This window comes from Exiguobacterium sp. s56 (assembly GCF_018618255.1).
In the GTDB taxonomy this organism is placed as follows: domain Bacteria; phylum Bacillota; class Bacilli; order Exiguobacteriales; family Exiguobacteriaceae; genus Exiguobacterium; species Exiguobacterium chiriqhucha.
This window is the reverse complement of sequence record NZ_JACSLR010000012.1, coordinates 60,496-83,925: the sequence shown is the minus strand read 5'-3', so window position 1 is coordinate 83,925 and position 23,430 is coordinate 60,496. Positions and strand designations below refer to the sequence as shown.

The 23,430-nt window shown below is 51.6% G+C and carries 27 protein-coding genes; 17 read left to right on the top strand and 10 right to left on the bottom strand.

Annotation, left to right across the window (positions count from 1 at the left end; all coding sequences use genetic code 11):
* Positions 1–127: 127 nt before the first annotated feature.
* From KNP71_RS11855 to KNP71_RS11820, 8 genes are all read left to right on the top strand, one after another.
* The gene (locus KNP71_RS11855) at positions 128–247 is read left to right on the top strand and encodes a hypothetical protein (protein ID WP_021067817.1); all 120 of its coding nucleotides are present in this window, start codon (positions 128–130) and stop codon (positions 245–247) included.
* Between the two features lie 21 nt (positions 248–268).
* Entirely contained in the window at positions 269–739 is a 471-nt protein-coding gene (locus KNP71_RS11850) for a cytochrome c oxidase subunit II (RefSeq protein ID WP_021067816.1), read from the top strand.
* Positions 740–2,425 carry a b(o/a)3-type cytochrome-c oxidase subunit 1 gene (locus tag KNP71_RS11845; protein ID WP_035385689.1) on the top strand — a complete coding sequence of 562 codons (1,686 nt, stop codon included), beginning with the start codon at positions 740–742 and terminating at the stop codon, positions 2,423–2,425.
* Between the two features lie 54 nt (positions 2,426–2,479).
* A complete protein-coding gene (locus tag KNP71_RS11840) occupies positions 2,480–3,085 on the top strand; it encodes a kinase (protein ID WP_214830751.1) in 606 nt (201 codons plus the stop codon).
* A 123-nt stretch (positions 3,086–3,208) separates the two neighbouring features.
* Positions 3,209–3,601 (top strand): GntR family transcriptional regulator, encoded by a 393-nt coding sequence (locus KNP71_RS11835; protein ID WP_029596052.1) that lies wholly within the window; start codon positions 3,209–3,211, stop codon positions 3,599–3,601.
* Complete coding sequence (locus tag KNP71_RS11830) at positions 3,579–4,259, top strand: ABC transporter ATP-binding protein (protein WP_131472461.1); 681 nt, start codon at positions 3,579–3,581, stop codon at positions 4,257–4,259. The genes KNP71_RS11835 and KNP71_RS11830 overlap by 23 nt, the downstream gene beginning before the upstream one ends.
* Positions 4,256–5,062 (top strand): hypothetical protein, encoded by an 807-nt coding sequence (locus tag KNP71_RS11825; protein ID WP_214830749.1) that lies wholly within the window; start codon positions 4,256–4,258, stop codon positions 5,060–5,062. Before KNP71_RS11830 ends, KNP71_RS11825 begins: the two co-directional genes overlap by 4 nt.
* Before the next feature lie 9 nt (positions 5,063–5,071).
* Positions 5,072–6,172, top strand: a complete 1,101-nt coding sequence (locus KNP71_RS11820; protein WP_214830747.1) for a hypothetical protein — start codon at positions 5,072–5,074, stop codon at positions 6,170–6,172.
* Positions 6,173–6,201: 29 nt separating this feature from the next.
* Here the strand turns inward: KNP71_RS11820 and KNP71_RS11815 are convergent, their stop codons facing one another.
* From KNP71_RS11815 to KNP71_RS11805, 3 genes are read right to left on the bottom strand one after another with little or no spacing between them, the layout of a single operon-like run.
* Positions 6,202–6,843 (bottom strand): hypothetical protein, encoded by a 642-nt coding sequence (locus KNP71_RS11815; RefSeq protein WP_021067809.1) that lies wholly within the window; start codon positions 6,841–6,843, stop codon positions 6,202–6,204.
* Positions 6,840–8,006: a DEAD/DEAH box helicase gene (locus KNP71_RS11810; protein WP_131472465.1), complete on the bottom strand. Its 1,167-nt coding sequence runs from the start codon at positions 8,004–8,006 to the stop codon at positions 6,840–6,842. The genes KNP71_RS11815 and KNP71_RS11810 overlap by 4 nt, the downstream gene beginning before the upstream one ends.
* A 54-nt stretch (positions 8,007–8,060) precedes the next feature.
* The gene (locus KNP71_RS11805; RefSeq protein WP_021067807.1) at positions 8,061–8,483 is read right to left on the bottom strand and encodes a hypothetical protein; all 423 of its coding nucleotides are present in this window, start codon (positions 8,481–8,483) and stop codon (positions 8,061–8,063) included.
* 360 nt (positions 8,484–8,843) lie between these two features.
* On the opposite strand from KNP71_RS11805, the gene pflB reads away from it, so the two are divergent.
* Both pflB and pflA read left to right on the top strand, forming a co-directional pair.
* Positions 8,844–11,090 carry a formate C-acetyltransferase gene (gene pflB, locus KNP71_RS11800; protein ID WP_021067806.1) on the top strand — a complete coding sequence of 749 codons (2,247 nt, stop codon included), beginning with the start codon at positions 8,844–8,846 and terminating at the stop codon, positions 11,088–11,090.
* 56 nt (positions 11,091–11,146) lie between these two features.
* Complete coding sequence (gene pflA / locus KNP71_RS11795) at positions 11,147–11,863, top strand: pyruvate formate-lyase-activating protein (RefSeq protein ID WP_021067805.1); 717 nt, start codon at positions 11,147–11,149, stop codon at positions 11,861–11,863.
* 39 nt (positions 11,864–11,902) lie between these two features.
* Here the strand turns inward: pflA and KNP71_RS11790 are convergent, their stop codons facing one another.
* Both KNP71_RS11790 and rsgA read right to left on the bottom strand, forming a co-directional pair.
* Positions 11,903–13,129, bottom strand: a complete 1,227-nt coding sequence (locus tag KNP71_RS11790) for an NAD(P)-dependent malic enzyme (protein ID WP_021067804.1) — start codon at positions 13,127–13,129, stop codon at positions 11,903–11,905.
* Positions 13,130–13,337: 208 nt separating this feature from the next.
* On the bottom strand, positions 13,338–14,312 hold the full coding sequence (rsgA, locus tag KNP71_RS11785; RefSeq protein WP_131472467.1) for a ribosome small subunit-dependent GTPase A: 975 nt from the start codon (positions 14,310–14,312) through the stop codon (positions 13,338–13,340).
* A gap of 244 nt (positions 14,313–14,556) precedes the next feature.
* On the opposite strand from rsgA, the gene KNP71_RS11780 reads away from it, so the two are divergent.
* The 6 genes from KNP71_RS11780 (at position 14,557) to KNP71_RS11755 (ending at position 18,607) form a co-directional block, all read left to right on the top strand.
* Positions 14,557–14,940, top strand: coding sequence for a lmo0954 family membrane protein (locus KNP71_RS11780; protein WP_021067802.1), 384 nt, complete (start codon positions 14,557–14,559; stop codon positions 14,938–14,940).
* A gap of 22 nt (positions 14,941–14,962) precedes the next feature.
* Positions 14,963–15,619 (top strand): PspA/IM30 family protein, encoded by a 657-nt coding sequence (locus tag KNP71_RS11775; protein ID WP_021067801.1) that lies wholly within the window; start codon positions 14,963–14,965, stop codon positions 15,617–15,619.
* An 87-nt stretch (positions 15,620–15,706) separates the two neighbouring features.
* Positions 15,707–16,399 (top strand): cell wall-active antibiotics response protein LiaF, encoded by a 693-nt coding sequence (liaF, locus tag KNP71_RS11770; RefSeq protein ID WP_214756675.1) that lies wholly within the window; start codon positions 15,707–15,709, stop codon positions 16,397–16,399.
* Positions 16,396–17,424, top strand: a complete 1,029-nt coding sequence (locus KNP71_RS11765; RefSeq protein ID WP_131472471.1) for a sensor histidine kinase — start codon at positions 16,396–16,398, stop codon at positions 17,422–17,424. The genes liaF and KNP71_RS11765 overlap by 4 nt, the downstream gene beginning before the upstream one ends.
* Positions 17,421–18,056 carry a response regulator gene (locus KNP71_RS11760; protein ID WP_021067798.1) on the top strand — a complete coding sequence of 212 codons (636 nt, stop codon included), beginning with the start codon at positions 17,421–17,423 and terminating at the stop codon, positions 18,054–18,056. The genes KNP71_RS11765 and KNP71_RS11760 overlap by 4 nt, the downstream gene beginning before the upstream one ends.
* A gap of 5 nt (positions 18,057–18,061) precedes the next feature.
* Positions 18,062–18,607 carry a GNAT family N-acetyltransferase gene (locus tag KNP71_RS11755; protein ID WP_131472473.1) on the top strand — a complete coding sequence of 182 codons (546 nt, stop codon included), beginning with the start codon at positions 18,062–18,064 and terminating at the stop codon, positions 18,605–18,607.
* A gap of 9 nt (positions 18,608–18,616) precedes the next feature.
* On the opposite strand, the gene KNP71_RS11750 is transcribed toward KNP71_RS11755, so the two are convergent.
* The 5 genes from KNP71_RS11750 to KNP71_RS11730 form a co-directional block, all read right to left on the bottom strand.
* Positions 18,617–20,509, bottom strand: coding sequence for an ABC-F family ATP-binding cassette domain-containing protein (locus tag KNP71_RS11750; RefSeq protein WP_214830746.1), 1,893 nt, complete (start codon positions 20,507–20,509; stop codon positions 18,617–18,619).
* Positions 20,506–21,207 carry a lysophospholipid acyltransferase family protein gene (locus tag KNP71_RS11745; RefSeq protein WP_021067795.1) on the bottom strand — a complete coding sequence of 234 codons (702 nt, stop codon included), beginning with the start codon at positions 21,205–21,207 and terminating at the stop codon, positions 20,506–20,508. Before KNP71_RS11745 ends, KNP71_RS11750 begins: the two co-directional genes overlap by 4 nt.
* 94 nt (positions 21,208–21,301) lie before the next feature.
* A complete protein-coding gene (locus KNP71_RS11740) occupies positions 21,302–21,562 on the bottom strand; it encodes a hypothetical protein (RefSeq protein ID WP_029596043.1) in 261 nt (86 codons plus the stop codon).
* A gap of 83 nt (positions 21,563–21,645) precedes the next feature.
* Positions 21,646–21,888: a hypothetical protein gene (locus KNP71_RS11735; RefSeq protein WP_021067793.1), complete on the bottom strand. Its 243-nt coding sequence runs from the start codon at positions 21,886–21,888 to the stop codon at positions 21,646–21,648.
* A 128-nt stretch (positions 21,889–22,016) separates the two neighbouring features.
* Complete coding sequence (locus KNP71_RS11730; protein ID WP_021067792.1) at positions 22,017–22,166, bottom strand: hypothetical protein; 150 nt, start codon at positions 22,164–22,166, stop codon at positions 22,017–22,019.
* Positions 22,167–22,454: 288 nt separating this feature from the next.
* Between KNP71_RS11730 and KNP71_RS11725 the strand changes: the two genes are divergently transcribed.
* Positions 22,455–23,306 carry a CvfB family protein gene (locus tag KNP71_RS11725; RefSeq protein WP_029596042.1) on the top strand — a complete coding sequence of 284 codons (852 nt, stop codon included), beginning with the start codon at positions 22,455–22,457 and terminating at the stop codon, positions 23,304–23,306.
* The last annotated feature ends 124 nt before the right edge of the window (positions 23,307–23,430 follow it).

Genomic DNA, 23,430 nt, shown 5'->3' with positions numbered 1-23,430 from the left:
AACTTTATGTGTGGAAACTACGCAAATTTGATGTGATTGTCACTTTTGGAGTGATAAATGTCACATATTAATCCCCATCCCATTTCATACAATAAAAGTGGAAATCACAGGGAAAGGGGTCCTTCACGTGGAGAAAAACGATGGACAAGAACCGAACTTAAAAGGCACGTTCACATCGGTCATGATTGTCGCGGGCGTCATCATTGCCATGTGGTCGTCAGTGTTTTACCTATTTATGACGCGATAACGAGCAGGAGGAGAGCAACATATGCATATTCATAAACTTGAAAAATATTGGCTTGTATTCGGCATCATTTTATTAGGTGTGTTTTTAACCGTGCTTGGTATCTCTGCCTTTGCGGCAGGAAATCAACCGGCTTCGGACGCGGATTTGATCGATCCGGCGAAAGTACATCAAACCGCACCGTTCGACAAACCGGGACTTCATAAAATTGATGACAACGAATATGAACTTGTCATGGTCGCGCAAGCGTTCACGTTCACGCCGGGCAACGTCGAGATTCCAAAAGGGGCGAAAGTCACGTTTCTCGTCACCTCACCGGACGTCGTTCACGGTTTCCAGTTGACGGGCACACCGGTCAATATGATGGTCGTACCTGGCCATATCAACTCGCTCACGTATACGTTCGACGAGGCGGGCGAATTTTTAATCCTTTGTAACGAATATTGTGGTACCGGACATCACATGATGTCGACAAAAATTAAGGTGGTGGACTAAATGAATGACGTAGCCTCAAAACTAAAGCAGTGGGAAATGGAACGCGGCGTACCGGTACCGAGTATCGGTGTCAAAGAAGCACGCCTCGCCTATGCCCATGTCGTCATTTCGGTCCTCGCCGTCTTAATCGGCGGTTTGGCAGGACTCATGCAGACGCTCATCCGAACGGGCGTCATCCCGGAAGTGTTCGGTTATTATCAACTCTTGACCGCGCACGGCATCATGCTCGGTCTCGTTTTCACGACAATGTTCATTATCGGTCTGCTTTACGCGCTCCTCGCCAAGTCGTTCGGACGCTTTGAGTCGTTCCCAACGAGGGTCGCTTGGCTCGGGTTTTGGATGATTATCGCCGGCGCCGTGCTCGTCACGATCATGGTGCTCGCCAATAAAGCGACCGTCTTGTATACGTTCTACGCACCGCTCATGGCCGACCCAGTGTTTTATATCGGTCTCGTCTTGTTCGTCGTCGGTACGTGGTTATCGGCGTTCGCCATGTTCCGGATGTATGCGGACTATAAACGAGAAAATCCGGGCGTTCATCCGCCGCTTCCGGCGTATATGAGTATCATGACGATGCTCTTGTGGGTCATCGCCACGCTCGGTGTCGCCGGGACGATTTTATTCCAACTGCTCCCGCTCTCGCTCGGTTGGAAAGACACGGTCGGAATCGAGTTGTCACGGACGCTCTTCTGGTATTTCGGTCATCCGCTCGTCTATTTCTGGCTCATGCCGGCCTATATTGTCTGGTATACGGTCGTGCCGAAAGTCATCGGCGGAAAGATTTTCTCCGATGCGCTCGCCCGGATGGCATTCCTGTTGTTCCTGCTATTCTCGTTCCCGGTCGGCTTCCACCACCAGTTGACGGAACCAGGGATTGAACCGTTCTGGAAGTTCGTTCAAGTCATCTTGACGTTCCTCGTCGTCATCCCGTCGTTTATGACGGCGTTCTCGCTGTTTGCGACGTTCGAGCTGCGCGGCCGCGCACTCGGAGCTCGCGGTTTATTTGGTTGGGTCAAGAAGATGCCATATGGGGATGTCCGTTTCCTCGCTCCGTTCGTCGGCATGTTGTTCTTCATTCCGGCTGGGGCCGGCGGAATCATCAACGCATCGCACCAATTGAACGCGATGGTCCACAACACACTTTGGGTCACGGGCCACTTCCATATCACGGTCGGAACGGCCGTCGCCTTGACGTTCTTCGGAACGGCATATTGGCTCGTGCCGGTATTGCGCGGCCGTATCCTAACGAAAAAGATGAATCGAATCGGATTGATTCAAGCAGGCACGTGGGCGTTCGGAATGTCGATCATGTCTTACGCAATGCACATCTCAGGACTGCAAGGTAATCCGCGTCGGACCGGTCCGGCAACGTACTTCTCGGATGCGCTTACGCGCGAGTGGATTCCATACCACATCGCGATGGCGATTGGCGGGACGATCCTCTTGATTTCGGTCCTCATCTTCGTCTATTCAATGTTCAACTTGTCGTTCCTCGCTCCGAAGGGAGAAGAGGAGTTCCCGCTCGCCGAGACCGAAGAGGCGGCGATGGAGACACCGCGTTTCTTCGAGAATTGGAAGCTTTGGATTACGGTCACGTTCGTTTTAATTGCCTTCGCCTATACGATTCCGATTTGGCACTTGATTGAAAGTGCGCCGCCGGGAGCTAAAGGTTGGGTGCTCTGGTAAACTGAAGTCAGCCTCGCTAGCGGGGCTGACTTTTTCATGTGGGGAGATGGAAAGATGGAGCTACTTCGTGCAGATATTCACCGTGAATATGTTAGACGCGAGCCGGATCGGCCGTTCCTCGTCGCGATCGACGGGTTGAGCGGGGCAGGGAAGACGACGATGGTCGAACAACTACGCGGGATTGCAACGAATGAAATGGTGTTACATATCGACGACTTTATCGTCGAGCGGCACCGACGTTACGCGACGGGACAGTCAGAGGCGATGGAATATTATGCGCTCCAATGGGACGTCGAGTTGCTCGTGGAGACCTTGTTCAAACCGCTTCGGGAAAGGCAGACGAATTTGACGTTGCCGTATTATGAGCGAGACCAGGACGCGGTCAACATGCGAACAATTGAGATTGCTCCGAACACACTTGTCTTGATCGAAGGGATCTTCTTATTGCGGGACGAGTGGCGTCCTTATTTTGACTACATCGTCTATCTCGACTGTCCGCGGGAAGTCCGGTATGAACGGGTCTTGAATCGTGATACGTATATCGGCGACTTGTCGGAGCGGCTTGCTAAGTACGAACGCCGGTATTGGCCGGGAGAAGCGCATTACATCAAAACGATCAACCCGCAAGCCCAGGCCGATCAAATCGTTTCATCTAGTTGACGCATCCATTTATAGGGGATGCGTTTTTGTTTTGGAAAAAACTGTTGACTCGGTTAGTGTACTATGGTGATAATACAGTTAGATAGTGTATTAGTCGCATCATACACTTAGAGAGGTGACAACATGATCATACAATTCAACACGAGAGCCCCGGTTTACATTCAAGTCGTCGATTACTTCAAAAAGAAGATGGCGCTTGGCGAACTGCAGGCGGGCGAAGAGATGCCGTCGCGACGTGAGCTCGCGACCGAACTGAAAATCAATCCGAACACCGTCCAAAAGGCGTTCAAAGAGATGGAGGAACAACAATTGATTACGACCGAACGGAACCGTCCGAGCCGCGTGACGACCGATGAACATGTATTGAAACGCATCCGCACGGAACTCGTCGATGAGGCAGTCGCTGTCTTTGTCGAATCGATTCAAGAACTTGACGTCACGATGGATGAGCTCGTCGATAAAATCAAACGGCAATACGGGGAGGGGAATATTCATGATCGAAGTACTGGGAGTTAAGAAGCGTTACCGCAAAAAACAAGTCATCGAAGAGGTGTCGTTCACGGCCCAAAAAGGGGAAATCACATGCTTGATCGGGTTGAACGGTACCGGGAAATCGACGATTTTAAAAGGCATCATGGGACTGACGCCGTTCGACCAGGGGACGGTGCTTGTCGACGGCAAACCGATCGATTTGAATCGTGTCGCGTTCGTACCGGACCATTCGACGTTCCCCATCCATTTCACCATTGAACAGTGCGAGGCGTTCATGCGCGACTTTTATCCAAAGTTCGACCCGAAATTGTTTGCCCGTCTTGTCGATGAGTTCAAGCTGTTCCCAGAGGACAAGTTGAATGAGCTGTCGAAAGGGACGCTCGCCAAAGTGAATTTGGCGCTCGGGATTGCCCAAGATCCGGACTATCTATTGCTCGACGAACCGTTCTCGGGCATCGACGTGTTCTCGAAAGAACAAATTGTCGAGTTGTTCTCGAGTGACATTATGCAAGACCGCGGCGTCTTGATTACGACGCACGAGATTGAAGACATCGAATACTTGGTCGACAAGGCCGTCATGTTGAACCGCGGCCGGATCGTTCGCGAGTTCGACGTCGAGGACGTCCGCTTCATTCATGGGAAGTCGATTGTCGATGTCATGAGAGAGGAGTATGGCGCATGAATTTGTTGAAACTACTCGGATGGGAAGTCGAGCGGTTGACGAAACCGTATCTCATCTTGATCACGTTACTCGTCGTCACCCAGTTCGCCTGGCTCGGCGTCTTCCTATGGAGCGAGACGAATATGTATGAAGAAATGCGTCGTGCTGGAACGCCGGATTACACTTTGACGTTCGGGAATTATCTTGGTGGCACACCGTTCATCTTGTCGATTGGGGTTGCTGTCACGGCGATGGTATTCTTCAGTTTTTGGATTTGGTACCGTGACTTCCAAGGCCGTGGGACGTTCATGATGCGCCTATTGCTCATGCCGCAACAACGGATGCTCGTCTTCGGTGCGAAGCTAGTGACGATGATGTTGATGATCCTTGGCTTGTTCTCCGTCCAGTGGATTGCGCTCAAACTCCAGTACATAGCGTTTTCGAGTTGGTTGGACTCGCAAATGATTCCGATGAGTGGCTCCTTCGAACAGGCCATCGGCTACGATGGGGCGCTTTCGGTCATGTTCCCGGCGTCACTGTTCAACTTCTTTGTCCATCAAGTATTAATTGCCCTCGCCGTCTTATTCATCTTCGCATTTGTGTTGATTGAACGGAGCCTGTGGCAACGGACGGTGTGGGCGCCGTTCCTCGCCTTATTGATGATTGGGGTTGTCGTAGTTGTGCCGATGATTGGATTCTTTATCATTGAGAACTATCTGTTCATGGAAGAGACGCTGGCCGTCTTCACTCTTATTTTAGTGATTTGGTTTACTGGGGTCGTTTGGATTGGATATCGTCAGTTGACGAAGAAATTAAGTGTGTGAGGTGAGCAGATGAAACGAATGTGGAATGTGGCCGCGCTCGGTGCGGTCGTCATCATCGGGCTCGGTACGTTCGCCTTTGATTCGAAAGCATCAACGGCGGAGTGGGTGCTCGATGTCAAAACAAATGAAAGTGTATGGGAAAATCAAAAGATACAAGCCTTTTATGAAACTGAGGATGAGGTCCAGGAACGGTTTGAAATCACCAGGTCTGGTAGCGAAGTGACGACCCATTTAAATTACGTCGAAGAAGCGCTTAAACAACGCGAACGGGTCAATCCTACGATGCGAAAGTTCTATCGTCAAATGACAAACCTTAGTTTCACCCAATCGTTACGCACGAAAGAGGAGTATGTCGGCATCGGACAAAAAGGAAACGATGAAATCGTTCTTTTCCGAACCGAAGGCAACGACATTGCCACGACAACGTTCCCGTCAAATGTCAGCGATGCAGTGGAAGTCATGGAAGGGAACTGGCACGGCATATTCGTTCAAGATGGTCGTGTTCATTTGATTTATCGTGACGGTTATGACAGACAGGCAGCAACAAAAATCGCCGTATTTGATGAAGGGGCGGCTGAAATCACCCTTGAAGAAATCTCAATAGAAGACGGCTTTATTTCTAGTGTTGTCGGAACATCTAGGTTTTACGATGAGAACCGGATGACCATCGCAGCCGATAATCGTTTCCTCCCGGTACGTCTTGGGACATACGAAACGATAACCGAAGATGGTCAGACGTACACGAACGAGACGGAACGTCCAGGCGTGTATGCCTATGACACCGAAGAGAAGCGTGTCGTCGAGTTAAAAGCTGAAGGGGATATGTGGGGCGCAACCGTCTATGAGGATCAATTAATCGTCTTGCAGGAAGATGGGACCGAATTCGTTGTCGACTTGAAGACAGGGAAGCAATCGACGCGACAAGTCATCGATGGTTCGGTCGGTACGACTTGGTATGTCGATAACCAACTGTATCATATTCGCCCGACGAAAGATGGGGCCGTTATCGACGTCTATCAAGATGGGAAAGCCATCTCGAGCGCCGTCGTGAAGGCGACGAACGATGCGGCGAAGGCATTGTTATCCAACACGAAATATTATGTACAATAACAAATAACCGAGAGGCAGCCGCCTCTCGGTTATTTTGATGGTTTCGGGACGATGACCCCGTCTTCTAAATCGAGCAACATGTCGATCAGTTCTGCACAGAACTCTGGGAACTGATCGAGGAACGCACCCGGACCGACCTCATCGGTGAAGTCGATATACAGGTCCGACACGTTACCGGCCATTTTCGCCGGAAGAGCGAGGAACGCCGACCCGAAACGCCAGCTGCCTCGGATATCGAGCAGCTTGCCGAGCATGATGTCACCGACCTCACGTTTTTCCGGGAGATTGACGCGATACGTCTCTTTCGTCTCCCAATCGCGCAGTCCTTCCTCGGTCACTTCAAACACCGAGCAACGCGGGACCGCCAAGCCACGGAGCGCGTGATACAAGGCAGGGGACATGTCGGCTTTTTGATCTGCCAAGTAGCGGCCGTGCGGTGTCATCCCGTCCTCGTCCGTCTCGAAGAAGACGGCCCAGTCGATGAACAGGTCGCGGAATAGCTCGGCGTCTTTCAACTGCCATGTGCCTTCCGAGGCGATCTCTTGAATATAGTTCGTCCAATGTGTGCTGCGCGCGAGCGCGGCTTGCTCATACAACTTTTTCAGCTCGGCCAGCAATTCGGACTCTTCTACAAGCAAAGGGAATGGAATTACTTTCCGGTCTTTTTTCATCGGCGCGGTCCTCGTTTGTTCGCAGGACGCTTCACGACCGGCGGTTTATCCTCGATCCGTTTCTCGATGACGTCGCCACGATAAATCTCGAGTTCTTTCAATTCCACGCCTAGCTGGCGAGCGAACGATTTCAAGTGCGTCAAGTCTTCGTCCGTCACGAGCGAGAGCACGGTCCCGGCCGCATTCCCGCGTGCCGTCCGGCCCGAGCGGTGAATGAAGTCGTCAATCGATTCTGGCAAATCGAAGTGGACGACGTGCGTCACTTCTTCGATGTCGAGACCACGGGCCGCGAGACCTGTCGTGATGAGGAGTGGATAGTCGCCTTTCCGGAATTCGCGGAGCGTCTCCACGCGTTCGCGTTTCCCTTTTAGGCTGTCGAGCATCCGGTAATTCACTTTCATTTTATCGAGTTCGCCTCTGAGTGGTGGCAAGAATGAGCGGTTGTTGATGAAAGCGAGCGCTTTGACGCCGTTGACATGTGACAAACGACGAAGCAATTCCGGCTTATAGCGGCGTGTCGTCAACATATAGCCGTACGTCACTTGACTGCTCACAGCTCGTTCGATTTTCACGTGTGCCGGCTCCTTCAAGAACGGGGCAGCCCATGCTTGAAGCGTGTCTGTGAGCGTTGCCGATACGAGGGCGATTTGATGTTCGTGCGCCGTGTGCTTGATGATGCGTTCGGCAGCTTCTGTTAATCCGCTATCGATGATTTGGTCAGCTTCATCGAGGACGATTGTGTGCGTCTCATGAAGCTTCAATTTTTTCTTGTCGATCAGTTCGACGAGTCGGCCCGGTGTCCCGACAATCAAATGGGGCTTTTTCTTCAAGCGGTCGATTTGACGTTTCAATTCGACACCGCCAATAAATGAAGCGATGCGGACATCACCTTTCTCGGTGAAGCGTTGCGCGACCGTTTGAATCTGCATGACGAGCTCACGCGTCGGCGCGACGATGACGACTTGAATCCGGTCGTTCGAGGTGTCGATTTTTTCAATGGCGGGTAACAAATAAGCAAGCGTCTTCCCGGTACCTGTCGGCGCTTCGATCGTGACGTCTTTTCCGTCAAGAAGAAGCGGGAAGGCTTCGGCTTGGACCGGCATTGGTTCAGTAAAGCCAAGGCGATCCCAGGCTTCGTTAATAAATGGTTTTGTAAAGTTCATATCAATTCTCCTTATCGTGGGGCAAAAACAAAGGAAGCATAAGCGCTCCCTGTCTTAGATATAGCGAACATGTTCAGTATCTTGGTCGAATGAAGAACGGAGTGTCTGTGTGAACGTCTGTCCGTCCTCGATGAGTTTGATGTGCACATCGATTTGGTCAGCCGACGCCTCGACGCCTTCGACGGTGAAGCCTTGATACACACGATACTGCAATTCTTTCGTCAACCGTTCGTATGAAGCGAGCTCTGGATACGTCGCTGCCACGTCAATCGGGCGCGAGATGAGAGCAACGAGCAAGTTATCGCGGTAGTCGATGAAATCCTCGTTTTCGATGTCGTCGTCAAACCGAATCCAAAAACCTGCGTCTTCAAATTCTGTGATAAATCCATCACGTTGTTCACCGTTCGCTTCTACTTTAAGGGAGATGCGGTCACCGGCTTTCAAGTCGTGATCAGCTGTCAATAATTCGTACGTCATGGGAAGAACCCCTTCCTCTTCTACAATGTTCTGCCTTCATTGTGTCCGATGTAAGGCAAAAATTCAAGTTCTATCCCTGAGTCGTGATATACATCACACTAAAAACTGTACAAATCGTCACATCCGAATTCAGATGATACAGAATCGACTTGAATTGCGTCGTGACGTGATTTATCTGTTTCATAGTTAATGAGAAATACGTTATAACAGAATTTAAAGCGCTTACAAAAACGGCTTCACGCCAACGTTCATGAGATTGTTACAACTTTCACAAGAATGTAAAACATAATGTTCACGTTTTCACGTACACTCAACTTATAGAAAGCACGCAGTTATCTCAACTATGAGGAGTGACCCACAATGGCAACCGAAATTAAATCAGCCTGGTCAGGATTTGTACCTGGGCAGTGGACGAACGAAGTGAACGTCGGTGAGTTTATCCGTTTGAACCGACATGAGTACACAGGAGACGACCGTTTCCTCGTCGGACCGACCGAAGCGACGAATCGTCTTTGGGCACAAGTGATGGAATTGACGAAAGAAGAGCGGGAACGCGGTGGTGTTTGGGCCGTCGATCAAAACAACCCATCGACAATCGTCTCGCACGGACCGGGATACTTAAACAAAGAGCTCGAGAAAGTGGTCGGCGTTCAAACGGACGAGCCGTTCAAACGTTCGATTCATCCGAACGGTGGCATCCGAATGGTCGACGCTGCACTTGAATCGTATGGCTTCGAGCCGAACCCTGAAATCACAAAGATTTATTCGGAAATCCGCAAAACGCATAACCAAGGTGTCTTCGATGCGTATACACCTGAGATGCGAGCAGCACGGAAGTCAGGGATTATCACAGGACTTCCTGACGCTTACGGCCGTGGACGGATTATCGGCGACTACCGTCGCGTTGCCTTGTACGGGTTAGACTTCTTGATTGCCGCACGTAAAAAAGATTTGGCGAACCGTGGCGGTTTCTTATCAGAGGCAGATATTCGGACACGGGAAGAAATGTCTGAGCAGCTCCGGGCCCTCCAAGAGTTGAAACAACTCGGTGCGGCGTACGGGTTTGACCTCGGCCGTCCGGCGGAAAATACACAAGAGGCGTACCAATGGGTATACCTTGCATATCTCGCAGCCGTCAAAGAACAGAACGGCGCCGCCATGTCACTTGGACGTGTCTCGACATTCCTCGATGTATACGCAGAACGTGACATCGAAGCAGGTCGTTTGACCGAGTCGGACGTTCAAGAAATCGTCGACCACTTCATCATGAAGCTTCGAATCGTCAAGTTCTTGCGCACGCCTGACTACAACGAATTGTTCTCGGGTGACCCAACATGGGTGACCGAGTCAATCGGTGGGATGAGTGAGGATGGACGTTCGAACGTGACGAAGAGCTCGTTCCGCTTCTTGCATTCACTCTCGAACCTCGGGCCAGCACCAGAACCGAACTTGACGGTGCTTTGGTCGACGAAATTGCCAGAAGGCTTCAAACAATATTGTGCGAAGATGTCGATTGAGACGTCCGCCATCCAATATGAGAACGACGACCTCATGCTTCCAGAGTTCGGTGACGATTACGGCATCGCCTGCTGTGTGTCACCGATGAAAATCGGGAAACAGATGCAGTTCTTCGGAGCCCGCGCCAACATGGCGAAAGCACTCCTTTATAGCATGAACGGAGGCCGTGATGAGAAGAGCGGCGACCAAATCGCACCGGTTTGGGAGATGAACACCGAGGACGTGCTCACGTACGACAAAGTGTATGCCGACTTCGACCGGACGCTCGATTGGCTCGCCGAGCTCTATGTCAACACGCTCAACGTCATCCACTTCATGCATGATAAATATGCATACGAACGAATCGAGATGGCGCTCCACGACCCTGAGATTTTACGGACGATGGCATGTGGCATCGCCGGCCTCTCGGTCACGGCGGATAGTCTTTCAGCCATCAAATATGCGACCGTGAAACCGGTCCGCAACGAGCAAGGCATTGCCGTCGACTTCGAGACAGAAGGCGACTTCCCTAAATTCGGCAACAACGACGACCGTGTCGATGCGATTGCCGTCGAGCTCGTCGAGTCGTTCATGCAAAAAGTACGCAAGCATAAAACGTACCGCGATGCGCTCCATACGCAATCGGTCTTGACGATCACATCAAACGTCGTTTACGGCAAAAAGACAGGGAACACACCGGACGGACGTCGCGCCGGCGAACCGTTCGCACCTGGTGCGAACCCGATGCATGGCCGCGATACGAAAGGGGCAGCTGCGTCGCTCTCATCAGTCGCGAAACTCCCGTTCGAACACGCACAAGACGGAATTTCATACACGTTCTCAATCGTACCGAAAGCGCTCGGTAAAGAAGAAGTGGCCCGTGAACTCAACTTGGCGGCACTCCTTGACGGTTATATGGGCGGCGAGCATAAAGGACATCACTTGAACGTCAACGTCTTCAACCGTGAGACGTTGCTCGATGCGATGGAGCACCCGGAAGAATATCCACAGCTCACGATTCGTGTCTCTGGCTATGCGGTCAACTTCATCAAATTGACACGGGAGCAACAAATCGACGTCATCAACCGGACGTTCCACGGTTCATTGTAAACAAAGGCTTGGCGGCCTTCACTCGAGGGCCGCTCATTCGTTAGGAGGTCATTTCGATGACAATGGGATATGTACACTCGGTCGAATCGTTTGGAACCGTTGACGGCCCGGGAATTCGTTTTATCGTCTTTTTACAAGGTTGTGCGCTTCGTTGCTTGTATTGCCACAATGCTGACACGTGGGATTTCAAAAAGAATAACCATCGTTCGGCCGAGGACGTCATTCAAGAAGCGCTCAGCTATCGTCCGTTCATGGAAGCGTCAAAAGGCGGCATCACGATTTCTGGGGGCGACCCGCTCGCGCAGCCAGAGTTTTTAGAGGCGCTCTTGCGTGAAGCAAAGAAACACGGGCTTCATACGACACTCGACACGTCCGGTGCACTCCGTCCCCCTAACTTGGATGCGATTTTAGACCATACGGACCTCGTGTTGCTTGATATCAAACATATCGACGATGACATGTGTAAGAAACTGACAGGACGGAGCAACGTCAACACGCTCGCGCTCGCTGAACATTTATCCGAGCGCGGAACGAAAATGTGGATTCGCCACGTCCTCGTCCCGGAATGGACACTTGATGAAGGAGCGCTCCGCCGCACGGCAGCGTTCATTCAAAAGCTCGACCACGTCGAGAAAGTCGAAATTTTGCCGTACCATGAGATGGGCGTCTATAAATGGGAGGCGCTCGGTCTCGACTATCCGCTCAAAGGAATTAAACCCCCGACGACGGAAGAAGTCGAATGGGCGGAAGGGATTTTACAAGGAACCGTTTAAAAAACTGCGCAGACCATCATGGTCTGCGCAGTTTTTGGATTACAAATGTTTTTGACTGACGTGCTGACGGATGGCGGCCTCATCGAGAGGACGTTTGGCGACGCCGGTCTCGACGGCGGCTTTGGCGACCGCGACCGCCACGGCCGGTGCGATTCGTTCATCGAATGGGCTCGGGATGACGACACCGTTCGCCAAATCTTCTTCGGTCAATAAATCGGCAATCGCGTGGACGGCCGCTTCCTTCATCTCCTCATTGATTTCGCTGGCGCGAACGTCAAGTGCGCCCCGGAAAATACCTGGGAAGGCGAGGACGTTGTTCACTTGGTTGGCGAAATCGGAACGGCCGGTCGCGACGACACGCGCCCCGGCTTTTGTCGCGAGGTCTGGCATAATCTCCGGAATCGGGTTCGCCAGAGCGAAGATGATTGGATCGACGGCCATCGAGCGGACCATGTCTTCCGTGACGGCCCCGGCCGCCGAGACACCGATAAAGACGTCGGCACCTTGAAGCACGTCGGCGAGCAATCCTTCGTGTTGCTTCCGATTCGTCGCTTTGGCGATTTGATCTTTGAACGGGTTCATCCCTTCGACGCGTCCTTCGTAAATCGCGCCTTTCGTATCACAGATGACGAGGTCCTCGACACCGAAACGCTTCAACAGTTTGGCGATGGCGATGCCCGCGGCCCCGGCACCGTTCATGACGACACGGAGTTCAGGCATCGTTTTATCGACGAGGCGCAACGCGTTGACGAGACCGGCCAAAACGACGATGGCTGTCCCGTGCTGGTCGTCATGGAAGACAGGAATCGGGAGCGATTGTTTCAAACGGGCTTCGATTTCAAAACACTCGGGTGCTTTAATGTCTTCTAAGTTGACGGCACCAAACGTCGGTGCGAGCAGTTCGACCGTCCGGACGATTTCATCGACGTTGTGCGTGTCGAGACAGATGGGAAACGCATCGACGCCAGCGAAGCTTTTGAACAAGACGGCTTTTCCTTCCATGACCGGCAGTGCGGCTTCTGGACCGATATTGCCGAGACCGAGCACGGCGCTCCCGTCCGAGACAACGGCGACCGTGTTGGCGCGGAGCGTGTAGTCATACGACAACTCTTTATCCTCGGCGATGCGACGGCACGGTTCGGCGACGCCAGGCGAATAGGCGAGGCTGAGTGCTTCTTTCGTGTCGACGTCGACTTTCGGTGTCGTTTCCAATTTTCCGTGATGGAAGGCATGCATCTCGAGTGCGCGTTCGTTCAATGTTTTCATAAGTCTCTCCCTATAATTAGCGATTTTAATCTGTGACAATACGAGTCCATTGTAACGGAGAAACCGCTTACTTTCGAGGGTTTTACCTGCATTTGGGCGAACTATTTCTGAACGGTTGTTCACAAATGTCGGATTGCTGATAGGACTTGGTGCTAGGTCAGGAAGGTCAAAAAAGGAGCCACAGTTTTTCTGTGACTCCTTTCGTAGATTAAGCTTTCGTTTTTCGTTTCTTCTTCTCGGCGAGACGAGCCGCTTCCGCTTGTCGTTTTTCGGCGTAGCGGAGTTCACGCTCGAGCTTGACGAAGCTTTGATAGCGCTTCGCGTCGAGCATCCCGGTTTCAATCGCCTTGCGGACCGCACAACCGGGTTCGGCCTGGTGTGAACAGTCCCGGAACCGACACGCCTCGGCGAGCGCCTCGATATCCCGAAACGTATCGTCGAGGTAATCGGCCCCGTCCCAAAGGCCAAATTCACGCATCCCCGGTGTATCGATGACGAACAAATCGTCAATCTGGAACAGTTCGCGATGCGTCGTCGTATGCTTGCCGCGTTCATCGCTCTCGCGGACTGCCTGTGTCTCGGCGACGGTCGTCCCGGCGAGCGCGTTCGTCAGCGTCGATTTCCCGACACCGGACGAGCCGACGAGCACGATGGTGCTTCCGCTCGGCAGTGCGGCTCGCAACGCTTCGACGCCGTCACCAGTGACTGAACTGACAGGGAAGACGTCGACCCCAGGCACTGTCAACGTAAGTTCGTCGACGAGTGCATCTGCGTTGTCGACTTGGTCCGATTTCGTCAAGACGATGAACGGCGTGGCGCCAGTTTCCCACGCGGCGAGCGAGTAACGCTCGAGCCGACGCAGATTGAAATCGTGTCCGCACGCCATCGTGATTAAGATAAAGTCGACGTTCGCACAGATCAGCTGTTCGCGCGTCTCGTTGCCGGCGGCTGCCCGTGATAGGACAGTGCGCCGTTCAAGGAGACGTCGAATTACGCCTTGACCGTGTTCGCGAACGGTGAACTCTACGAAGTCACCGATGACCGGATAGTCGCGCTCGCTTTCAGCCTCATGTCGGAATTTCCCGGTGACGCTGCACGTGTAGGCTGCATTTTCGGTCGTGACCGTGTACATATGTTGGAACTGTGCCGTGACACGCCCCGTTGTGATTGTTGTTTGATTCAAATAGAATCCTCCTCTTAGTGATGGAGGACAGTCGCCCTCCGATTGGCTGACAAGGTGTATACTGCGTTGAATACGGTGCTCATAAAACATCATCCTTTCATTGTTCGATGCCTTTAGTATAGCACAGGATTTGAGAACGCTATCATCTCAGTCTATAGACCGAGGGAAAACGGGCCTTGCGCTCGTCGCGCTATAAAAAATAACGTATTATGATAAGAGTGTACTTAACGAGGAGGGATGATAGATGAATCGCCAGGTGAAACAAGTGTTGTTCATCGTGGCCGCGATCTCTTTAGTTCTCGTTCTAATCGGCTTTTTACCGAATATGATCATGTTCGGTTTGGGGGCGCTCTTAGCACTGTGGGCTGGAGTCAGATTCATGGCCGTGACACATGTCGGCGCAAAAATCGGTTACGGCGCGCTTGCCGTGATCGGGATCATCACAATTTTATCGAATATTTGGGCGTTAATCGGGATTGTGGTGGCATGGGTATTGTTTAAAGGGTATATGATGTATGCCAACCAAAAACAAGACGTCGAGATTTTGAATGCGGACGGCTCGCGTGCGAACCGGAGCAGCTTTCAATCGTTTGATCAAGTGTGGCAGAAGTTTGTAAACCGTCGCTAAGCTTCACAAGGAGGATATTATGATGAAAACACCATTTGACCAGTTTCGTGATTTAGCTAACGAGTTGACGAAAGAATTGTCGAAAGAGATGAAGAAGTTCCAAGATAAAGAGGGTCCACGTTCGGCACCGCGTTCGAGCGGGGAGGCCGAGTTGAACCGCCACATCCGTGGTGCTGAAAAAGAAGCGATGTCCGTCGAACGTCTCGTCGAACGTCAAAAAGCGCTCCTCGATGAGCTGGCGACAAAACGTGATGACGCTAAACTGATGGCGGATAAGCGTTACGAGCAGACCGAGCTCGCCAAACAAGCGGGCGAAGAAAAACTCGCGGAGCGGGCCGCACTCGAGTCGAAGCATTACGGTGAGCAGTATCGTTACTTTGAAGGGTTGCTCGACGAAGGAGCGCGTGAACTCGACGCACTCGAGCGCCGTGCCCTCGAGATGCGACTGAAACTCGATGAGATGCAAAACAAACGCTATGAGTTCGCGATGCGAGAAAACCTGGATTTATTGAAAGGTGCGCTCGATCAAATCTTCGGAGCGGAGACGTCGAAGACTCATCCGTTCACGGAAGAAGAGAAGAAGCAAGAACCGGCCGCTGAAGAGAAAATCGATGCAGCGGATGAAGATGATTTCGAAGCAAAACTAAAAGAACTTGAGCGTCGTTTCAAACAAGACTGACGCAACGGTTCAGCGATGGTCCGGCGAATGAGTTGGGCCATCGCTTCTTTGCTTCATTGTACATACTGTCAGAGAGGGGGAAGCAACGTGGAACGTTGGAACACACGCCAAATCATCGGATTCATGATTATTTTGTTTGCCATTGGACTATTTATCGATATCGTGACGGGTGGAAACAGCGTCCTCTTCAGCATGGTCGTCCCGTTATTGTTACTTTATATCGGACGACGGTTCAGCCGCAAAGGCAATCAGCCGGTCAGCTATATCTTTTACGGGATTGGCGGCATCATGCTCGTCGGACTCATCTTTTCGTCGGCGGCATTTGGTTTTGTGTTGTCGGGCTTACTGCTCATGTTCGGTTATCGGCTGTATAAAAACCGTCCGCTCGAATCGACCCGATTCAAGTCGCACATCCGGCAAGAACAGGCGTTTACGTTCGGGACGAAAGAAAGTGGTCACTACGTGCTCCAAGACACGAATGAATTTTTCTTGTTGCGTGACGTCGAACTCGACTTGTCGCGCGCGATTATCCCGGAAGGAGAGACGTTCTTACTGTTGAATGGGCTCGCCGGGGATATCCGGATTCTCATTCCGGCAGGTTACGATTACTCGATTGACGCCTCGATCGGGTTCGGCAAGATTCAAGTCGACGAATCGAATTATTCACCGGTGTTCAACCGTCGCTTTTATACGGCATCGGACGATTACGCGTCGGCGACACGAAAAGTCCGGATTCATATCGTACTCATGAGCGGAAGTGTCGAGGTGATGACCGTATGAAGAAGGATTCGTATCCACGGACCGTCGTCTGGCATCAACTGTTCAGTAGCCTATTGACGGCACTGTTCGTCACGATTGCATTTTTAATAGGTGACTCGACTTCACTCCGAGATCTGTTCACACGTGAAGAAGGGTTGCCTTTCGGTGTGTCTATCCTCGTCATCGCCGTCTTGATCGGCAGCGTGTTCGGGGTCGGTTCGTACTTTTATTTGCGCCGTGACTTCCGGGAAGTGGCGATTGCCTTATGGAAGCTCGAGAATCAAAAAGAAATCACGTTCCGGCCGCTGTCTCCTTATCGCGACACACTCGAACGAATTGCACGCATCTCGAAACAGCGCGCAGAAATGGTCGAGATGGCGAAACGGGTCGGTGACCGGCCTGTCAGTGTCGAGGAAGCGCGCAGTGAAGCCGTCGTTGAGGAGCGGCGCCGTGTCGCCCGAGAGTTGCATGACTCGGTCAGCCAGCAACTGTACGCCATCTCGATGATGACGACGGCAGCCAAGCAGACGATCGAGGCGAAGCCGGATGTGGCCGCCAAACAAATTGAACAAGTCGAAGTGATGGCGCAAACGGCTCAGGCCGAGATGCGCTCGCTTTTGTTGCAACTTCGTCCGGTCGAACTTGAAGGGATGACGCTCAAGACGGGTATCGAGCGATTGTTAGAAGAGTTGTCGCGCAAACAGTCGACCGAACTTGTCTGGCGCCTCGAAGAAGTCGAGTTGTCGCGTCACACCGAAAATGAACTGTTCCGTATCGTTCAAGAAGCGATCAGCAATACGCTTCGACATGCGAAAGCGAAGCGACTCGAAATCGAAATGCGGACCGTGCAACAAACGGTCATCTTAAAAATAAACGACGACGGCATCGGCTTTAATGTCGATGATACACAAGTCGCCTCATATGGCTTACAATCGATAAGAGAGAGGACGGCTGAGGTCGGCGGGACGTTACGACTCGTCAGTGTGCCCGGCGTCGGTACTCAGATTGAAGTGCGTGTGAAACAACAAGTGGAGGGGTTACAATGATTCGAGTCGTATTGATTGATGACCATGAGATGGTGCGGGCCGGAGTCTCGGCGTTCTTGTCGACGCAGCCTGACATCGAAGTCGTCGGAGAGGCATCGGACGGCGCGACTGGGGCGGAACTCGCGATCCAAGAAAAGCCGGATGTGGTCTTGATGGATTTAGTAATGGAACCTGTCGATGGGGTCGAGTCGACAAAACGGATCAAGGCGAGTTGGAAAGACGCCAAAATCTTGGTCGTGACGAGCTTCTTAGATGATGAAAAAGTGTATCCCGTCATTGAGGCCGGGGCGATGAGTTACGTCTTGAAGACGGCAAACGCCAATGAAATCGCCGATGCGATTCGTCAAACGGCAGCGGGCAATCCCGTCATGGCCGCCCAAGTGACGGGCAAGATGCTTGAGCGGCTCCGTCACCCGGAAAAGACGTTGCACGAGAGTCTGACGGCCCGGGAACGTGAGATTTTGCAGTTGATGGCGGAAGGAAAATCGAACCAAGTCATCGCCGACGAACTATACATCTCGTTGAAGACGGTAAAGACGCACGTCTCCAATATTTTGACGAAGCTCGACGTCTATGACCGGACGCAAGCTGTCGTCTATGCATTTCAACATAACATCGTCAGTAAAGGGTGAGCAGCATGCTACCGATGCTTGAAACGGAACGGCTCCGATTACGACAACTCGACGTGACCGACGCTGAACGGCTGTTTACCATCTTTTCAGACCCGAACGTCTTGCGCTACTACGGAATGGAACCTCATAGGTCCATCGTGGAGACGCAACAAATGCTTGCCGGTATGCTCGAAGGGATTGAATCCGGTGCGGTGATGCGCTGGGGCATCGTGACGAAAGAGTCGTCTGACTTGATTGGAACGATTGGATTCCATAACCGAGCGCCGCGACATCGACGTGCCGAAGTCGGCTATGAAATTCACCCGAACTATTGGCGTCACGGATATGCGACCGAAGCACTCCAGGCCGCGTTAAGCTATGCCGCGCAGACAGGCGAGATGGAACGGGTCGGGGCCATCGTCTTCACCGAGAACGTCGCGTCGCAACAAATGCTCGAAAAGACCGGCTTCTCGCGGGAAGGGACGCTTCGCCGCTATATGCGACAAGGCGAACGCGCGCACGATGTGCATGTATATGGCTATACGACAAACAAGGATCACGCCGACGCGTGATCCTTGTTTTTATTTCTTCTGTGCTTGAATTTGTTCATCAATCTCCGATAAATATTCCCAACGCTCCATCTTCGCATCGAGTGCTTCTTTCAACGCGGCAATTTCGGCGTACAGTTCATTCACTTTGCCGAGGTCGCTTCCGGCTATAGCGAGCCGAGCTTCCGCTGCTTCAATCTCGGACTCGAGAGAAGCGATATCTTCCTCGATCGTCTCCCATTCCTTCTGCTCTTTGAAAGTGAATTTGACGACGTCGACTTTGACACGCTCTTTCTTTTCTTTCGATTCTTTCTTCACTTGTTGCTTCGTCTGTTCTTGGAGTGTGGCCAAGTAATCACTGTATTCGGCGTGATAGACGTTGATCGTCCCATCTTCGAAGGCGATGAGCTGCTCTGCAATACGATCTAAGAAATAGCGATCGTGACTGACGGCGATGACCGTACCTGGGAACGACTCCAAGTAGTCCTCGAGGACGGACAGTGTCTCCGTATCAAGGTCGTTCGTCGGTTCATCCAAAAACAGTACGTTCGGCTCGTCCATCAAGATACGGAGCAAGACGAGGCGGCGTTTCTCGCCACCGGATAGTTTGGCAATCGGTTTGTATTGCGCGTCCGGGGTGAACAGGAACCGTTCGAGCATCTGACTGGCCGTGATCGTCTCGCCGTCCGGCGTATAAATGACTTGAGCGATGCGTTCAATCTCATCGATGACGCGGCGCGATGTGTCCTCAAACTCGACTTGTTGCCCGTAATAGCCGAGATGGACCGTCTCGCCATGGACGACCGTTCCTTGCGTCGGTTGAAGGCGATGGGCGAGCAAGTTCATGAGCGTCGTCTTCCCGCTACCGTTTGGTCCGACGATGCCGTACCGCTCACGTCGTCCGAACAACCACGTGAAGTCTTGGATGAGCAACTTGTCGTCGTAGCCGAATGATAAGTTCTCGACTTCAATCACTTTTTTCCCGAGACGACGTGATCCGACGGACACTTCGAGCGCCTCATCCTCGGCGAGCGTCTCTTGGTGTTTCAAATCTTCGACGCGTTGGATACGCGCCTTCTGTTTCGTCGTCCGGGCTTTGGCGCCTCGGCGCAACCAGGCGAGCTCGCGGCGCAAGATGTTTTGGCGTTTCTGCTCCTTCGAATGCGACCGGGCTTTTCGTTCGGCGCGTTTTTCAAGGAAGAGCTCATAGTTCCCGTCATAAAAATAACTTGTCCCGTCGGCGATCTCGAGAATGTGGTTCGTGACTCGATTCAAGAAATAGCGGTCGTGGGTGATGAGTAAGATGGCGCCTCGATAATCGGCCAGAACCGTCTCGAGCCAAGCAATCGTATCGGCGTCGAGTTCGTTTGTCGGCTCATCGAGCAACAACAGGTCGGCTTCATCGAGCAGGGCGGCGGCCAAAGCGACCCGTTTCTGCTGTCCACCGGAGAGCGAACTGATTTCCGCCGTCACATCCGGAAGGCCGAGCCGATTCAAAATCGATTTCAACTTGGCCTCTGTCTCCCAAGCGTCGGCTGCATCGACTGCTTGTTGGGCTTTCATGAAGCGTCCCAACCACTGTTCACTCGTCGGGTTTGCCTCGAGTGCTTGGCGGGCCAGTTCATATTGCTTCAATGCTTGAACGGATGGGGTGTCACTCGTGAACAAGGCGTCCAAAATCGTTTGACCCGGATCGAAATCGACCGTTTGCGTCAAATGGCGAATCCGATAGTCGTTTGGATGTTGCATCGAACCGCGGTCTGCCGTCTCGACGCCAGCGACGATTTTTAAAAACGTCGATTTTCCGGAGCCGTTGACTCCAATCACACCGATGCGATTGCCTGGATGAATCGTCATCGTGACGTCATCGAATAACACTTTATCTGCAAATTCTTTGTGGATACCTTCAATCGTTAATAAGCTCATGATTCTTCTCCTTCAACAACGCGGCGAATCATCGTCTCCGCAAGCGCGGCAATTTCTTTGTTCGGGACGTCGGCCGGATCGATGACCGGTAAAAAGGTGACGTCGACCGTCCCAGGGGTGATGCGGTTTTTCGTTTCGAGCAAATGATGACTGCCTTTGATGGCAACCGGGACAATCTTGGCGCCACTTGATGTGGCGAGCGTCAGGCTGCCGGCTTTAAACTCTTTAATCGGCCCGCCTTTCGAGCGGGTGCCTTCCGGGAAGACGATAATCGATTGGCCGGATTGAATCGTCTCGACGCCGGAGCGGATGGCTTTAATCGACTGGCGGCGGTCGCTGCGGTCGATGAAGATACAACCCATTAGTTCCATCCAACGTGGGATGATTGGGAACTTTTGAACTTCGATTTTTGAGATGAACGCTTTCGGATGTTTCGTCGCCGTGATCATGATCGGGACATCGAAGTTCCCTTGGTGGTTCGCGACGTAGACGACCGGTTCATTCGGAATGTTCTCTTGGCCGTGAACGCGGACGCGAGCGCCGGCAATCCGGAGTAGAAAGCTTGCCCATGTATAGGCGACGGTTTGAACGTACGCGTAACGTTCGGGCGGCGTCAGCCGTTTCGCTTTCGGATAGAACGGAAGCGTCAGCGGTAAGACGGCAAAAAAGGTGATAAACCAGATGGCGGTGCGGATCATGAGTCATTCTCCTTTCAATCGTACAACTGTTAGTCTGGACACGAAGAAAGAGTCTTCTTCTCTAAGCGAGAATCCGACTCTTCGGCATGAATCCTTATTCCCAGAAGCGAGATTCGCTTTCCTCTTCTTCTTCCTCGAGTTCGAACGTGATTCGTTTATTCACCGGGTCCACGGCAAAGTAAGCCCCGTCTTGATCGATGCTCTTGAACTGCATGACGTGATCAGTGCCGATTTCGAGGGTGAGTCGAATCCGGTTGTCATCGTCGACGAGCAAGATGCCATCTTCTTTCAGCCATAGCTCCATGACAGGTGAATAACGTAATAGCCATTCGTTCGATAAAGGGATTTCATTCATACGTGTTTGTGCCTCCTACGGGTTGAGTCCGTTTTGCTCTCTGTCTACAATAGAATAACAAAAGTGGAGGGTGAAGACGAGTGTTATGTAGAACGTTTACGTGTACTTGAATGCATACGTGCCACGATGCGTTTGATTTTTTTCTGGTTGCGGCGTTCAATCAATAAGACGTTCGTTTGTGCGACTAACTGTTTAAATGAAGATAAGCCCATGGCGAGCAATACGGCGAACAGGAATGTACCGATCGGGTCTTTGAAAAAACCAGTTTGGAGCGAGACGGACAAACCGACGACCGAAAGAATCGTGGTGAGAAAATAAAATAGCATGAGTGGCTCTCCCTTCCCAGATGATTCAATAGTAAAAGCCGAACGTTATGTTCGTTCGACAGCTGCACAAAAAATCCCTTTTTTTGTCGGAACAAAACAAAAAAACGCCTTCTGTCAGGAGAGGGCGTTTACTCTTGGACCATCGTGACGGATGAAGATACGTTTGTATCGACTCCGTTTGAGAAAATGAAGCTAAGTGAAGCGAGTAGCGCGAAGAAAGCAATCAATAAGCCTTTCATAAAGCGCTTCGCAAATGATCGAGATTGAACATCAAACATTTATTATCCCCCGTTCGGCCATGGCTGAAACCTAATTCGTTAAACAACACTTCCTTAATAATAACGTTTTCAAAATGTGGATACTAGATGGAAAATGCACGTTCACAAAATTGTCACAAAAGTTGAAATAAAGACGTTAGAATGCTCGCCAATCGGTCATATGCGTCTTCGTCTCTCGTTCACAATTTAGACACAATTAAGCGGAGCAATGAAATCGAACATGATATGATTAGGAACGTGTGTAGGTAGGTATACTGACAGTAATAGATGAAAAAGGATGTGGATTGTATGGCATTACGTGCAGGAGAAGTAGTAGACTTGGTCGCGGAACGTTCAGCTGATTTTGGAGTGTTTATCGGAAACGGTCGCGAAGAGGTACTCCTTCATCGAAAAGAACAAACAGAAGAAGTTGCGGTCGGACAGACGGTACGCGTCTTCCTTTATCACGACTCGGAAGGACGTCTCGCTTCGACGATGACGATTCCTAGTGTCACGTTCGATGACTATGAATGGTATGAAGTGACAGGGGTCCGGTATAACACAGGTGTGTTCGTCAATATCGGGATTCAAAAAGATGTACTCGTCTCATTAGATGATCTTCCTGAGAACCGGTCGTATTGGCCGAAAGAAGGAGACAAGCTATGCATTCGTCTCAAGTACGACCAAAAGAGCCGCCTCCTCGGCGAACCGGCTCATTATGCGTACCTGAACTTATTGGCGCGTCCCGCCAAAGAAGAGTGGGGCAACCAAGATGTGCAGGCGATCGTCGTCAATCGACGCGACGTCGGTGTGAACGTCTGGGTCGAGAACGAGTCGCTTGGCTTCCTACATGAAGCAGAGATGACACGTTGGCCGCGCCTCGGTGAGCAATTGACGGTGCGCGTGACACAAGTGAAGCAAGACGGGACGGTCCTCGTCTCAATGAAACCTCGAGCCTATGAGGCGATCGACCCGGATGCGGAAAGTATCCGTGCCTACATTGAAGAGCGCGGCGGCCAAATGCCTTACGGCGACAAGACGGCGCCGGATGTGATCGATCGTGAGTTCGGGATGAGTAAAGCAGCGTTCAAACGGGCGCTCGGGAAACTGCTGAAAGAAAAGCAAGTTGAAAAACTCGACAATGGCTATAAATTGAAATAAGATAACTCATGTCCAGGTGGCTATAAAAAGTTTTAGAATGTATTTCTTTCATTTTAGAAACAAATGCGTTATAGTAGTAAGAGTTGACTACGAGGAAACATTGTAAAAACGTCTGTAGAACTAA

What these genes read in the sequence shown, in the direction of transcription:
- pflA (WP_021067805.1), top strand. Translation starts at nt 11,147, where the DNA reads ATGACAATGGGATATGTACACTCGGTCGAATCGTTTGGAACCGTTGAC.
- KNP71_RS11805 (WP_021067807.1), bottom strand. Translation starts at nt 8,483, where the DNA reads ATGACGTACGAATTATTGACAGCTGATCACGACTTGAAAGCCGGTGAC.
- KNP71_RS11725 (WP_029596042.1), top strand. Translation starts at nt 22,455, where the DNA reads ATGGCATTACGTGCAGGAGAAGTAGTAGACTTGGTCGCGGAACGTTCA.
- KNP71_RS11845 (WP_035385689.1), top strand. Translation starts at nt 740, where the DNA reads ATGAATGACGTAGCCTCAAAACTAAAGCAGTGGGAAATGGAACGCGGC.
- KNP71_RS11810 (WP_131472465.1), bottom strand. Translation starts at nt 8,006, where the DNA reads ATGAACTTTACAAAACCATTTATTAACGAAGCCTGGGATCGCCTTGGC.
- KNP71_RS11730 (WP_021067792.1), bottom strand. Translation starts at nt 22,166, where the DNA reads ATGTTTGATGTTCAATCTCGATCATTTGCGAAGCGCTTTATGAAAGGC.
- KNP71_RS11850 (WP_021067816.1), top strand. Translation starts at nt 269, where the DNA reads ATGCATATTCATAAACTTGAAAAATATTGGCTTGTATTCGGCATCATT.
- KNP71_RS11735 (WP_021067793.1), bottom strand. Translation starts at nt 21,888, where the DNA reads ATGCTATTTTATTTTCTCACCACGATTCTTTCGGTCGTCGGTTTGTCC.
- KNP71_RS11825 (WP_214830749.1), top strand. Translation starts at nt 4,256, where the DNA reads ATGAATTTGTTGAAACTACTCGGATGGGAAGTCGAGCGGTTGACGAAA.
- KNP71_RS11745 (WP_021067795.1), bottom strand. Translation starts at nt 21,207, where the DNA reads ATGATCCGCACCGCCATCTGGTTTATCACCTTTTTTGCCGTCTTACCG.
- KNP71_RS11820 (WP_214830747.1), top strand. Translation starts at nt 5,072, where the DNA reads ATGAAACGAATGTGGAATGTGGCCGCGCTCGGTGCGGTCGTCATCATC.
- KNP71_RS11765 (WP_131472471.1), top strand. Translation starts at nt 16,396, where the DNA reads ATGAAGAAGGATTCGTATCCACGGACCGTCGTCTGGCATCAACTGTTC.
- KNP71_RS11740 (WP_029596043.1), bottom strand. Translation starts at nt 21,562, where the DNA reads ATGAATGAAATCCCTTTATCGAACGAATGGCTATTACGTTATTCACCT.
- KNP71_RS11790 (WP_021067804.1), bottom strand. Translation starts at nt 13,129, where the DNA reads ATGAAAACATTGAACGAACGCGCACTCGAGATGCATGCCTTCCATCAC.
- KNP71_RS11760 (WP_021067798.1), top strand. Translation starts at nt 17,421, where the DNA reads ATGATTCGAGTCGTATTGATTGATGACCATGAGATGGTGCGGGCCGGA.
- KNP71_RS11775 (WP_021067801.1), top strand. Translation starts at nt 14,963, where the DNA reads ATGAAAACACCATTTGACCAGTTTCGTGATTTAGCTAACGAGTTGACG.
- KNP71_RS11830 (WP_131472461.1), top strand. Translation starts at nt 3,579, where the DNA reads ATGATCGAAGTACTGGGAGTTAAGAAGCGTTACCGCAAAAAACAAGTC.
- KNP71_RS11755 (WP_131472473.1), top strand. Translation starts at nt 18,062, where the DNA reads ATGCTACCGATGCTTGAAACGGAACGGCTCCGATTACGACAACTCGAC.
- KNP71_RS11750 (WP_214830746.1), bottom strand. Translation starts at nt 20,509, where the DNA reads ATGAGCTTATTAACGATTGAAGGTATCCACAAAGAATTTGCAGATAAA.
- pflB (WP_021067806.1), top strand. Translation starts at nt 8,844, where the DNA reads ATGGCAACCGAAATTAAATCAGCCTGGTCAGGATTTGTACCTGGGCAG.
- KNP71_RS11815 (WP_021067809.1), bottom strand. Translation starts at nt 6,843, where the DNA reads ATGAAAAAAGACCGGAAAGTAATTCCATTCCCTTTGCTTGTAGAAGAG.
- KNP71_RS11780 (WP_021067802.1), top strand. Translation starts at nt 14,557, where the DNA reads ATGAATCGCCAGGTGAAACAAGTGTTGTTCATCGTGGCCGCGATCTCT.
- KNP71_RS11835 (WP_029596052.1), top strand. Translation starts at nt 3,209, where the DNA reads ATGATCATACAATTCAACACGAGAGCCCCGGTTTACATTCAAGTCGTC.
- KNP71_RS11840 (WP_214830751.1), top strand. Translation starts at nt 2,480, where the DNA reads ATGGAGCTACTTCGTGCAGATATTCACCGTGAATATGTTAGACGCGAG.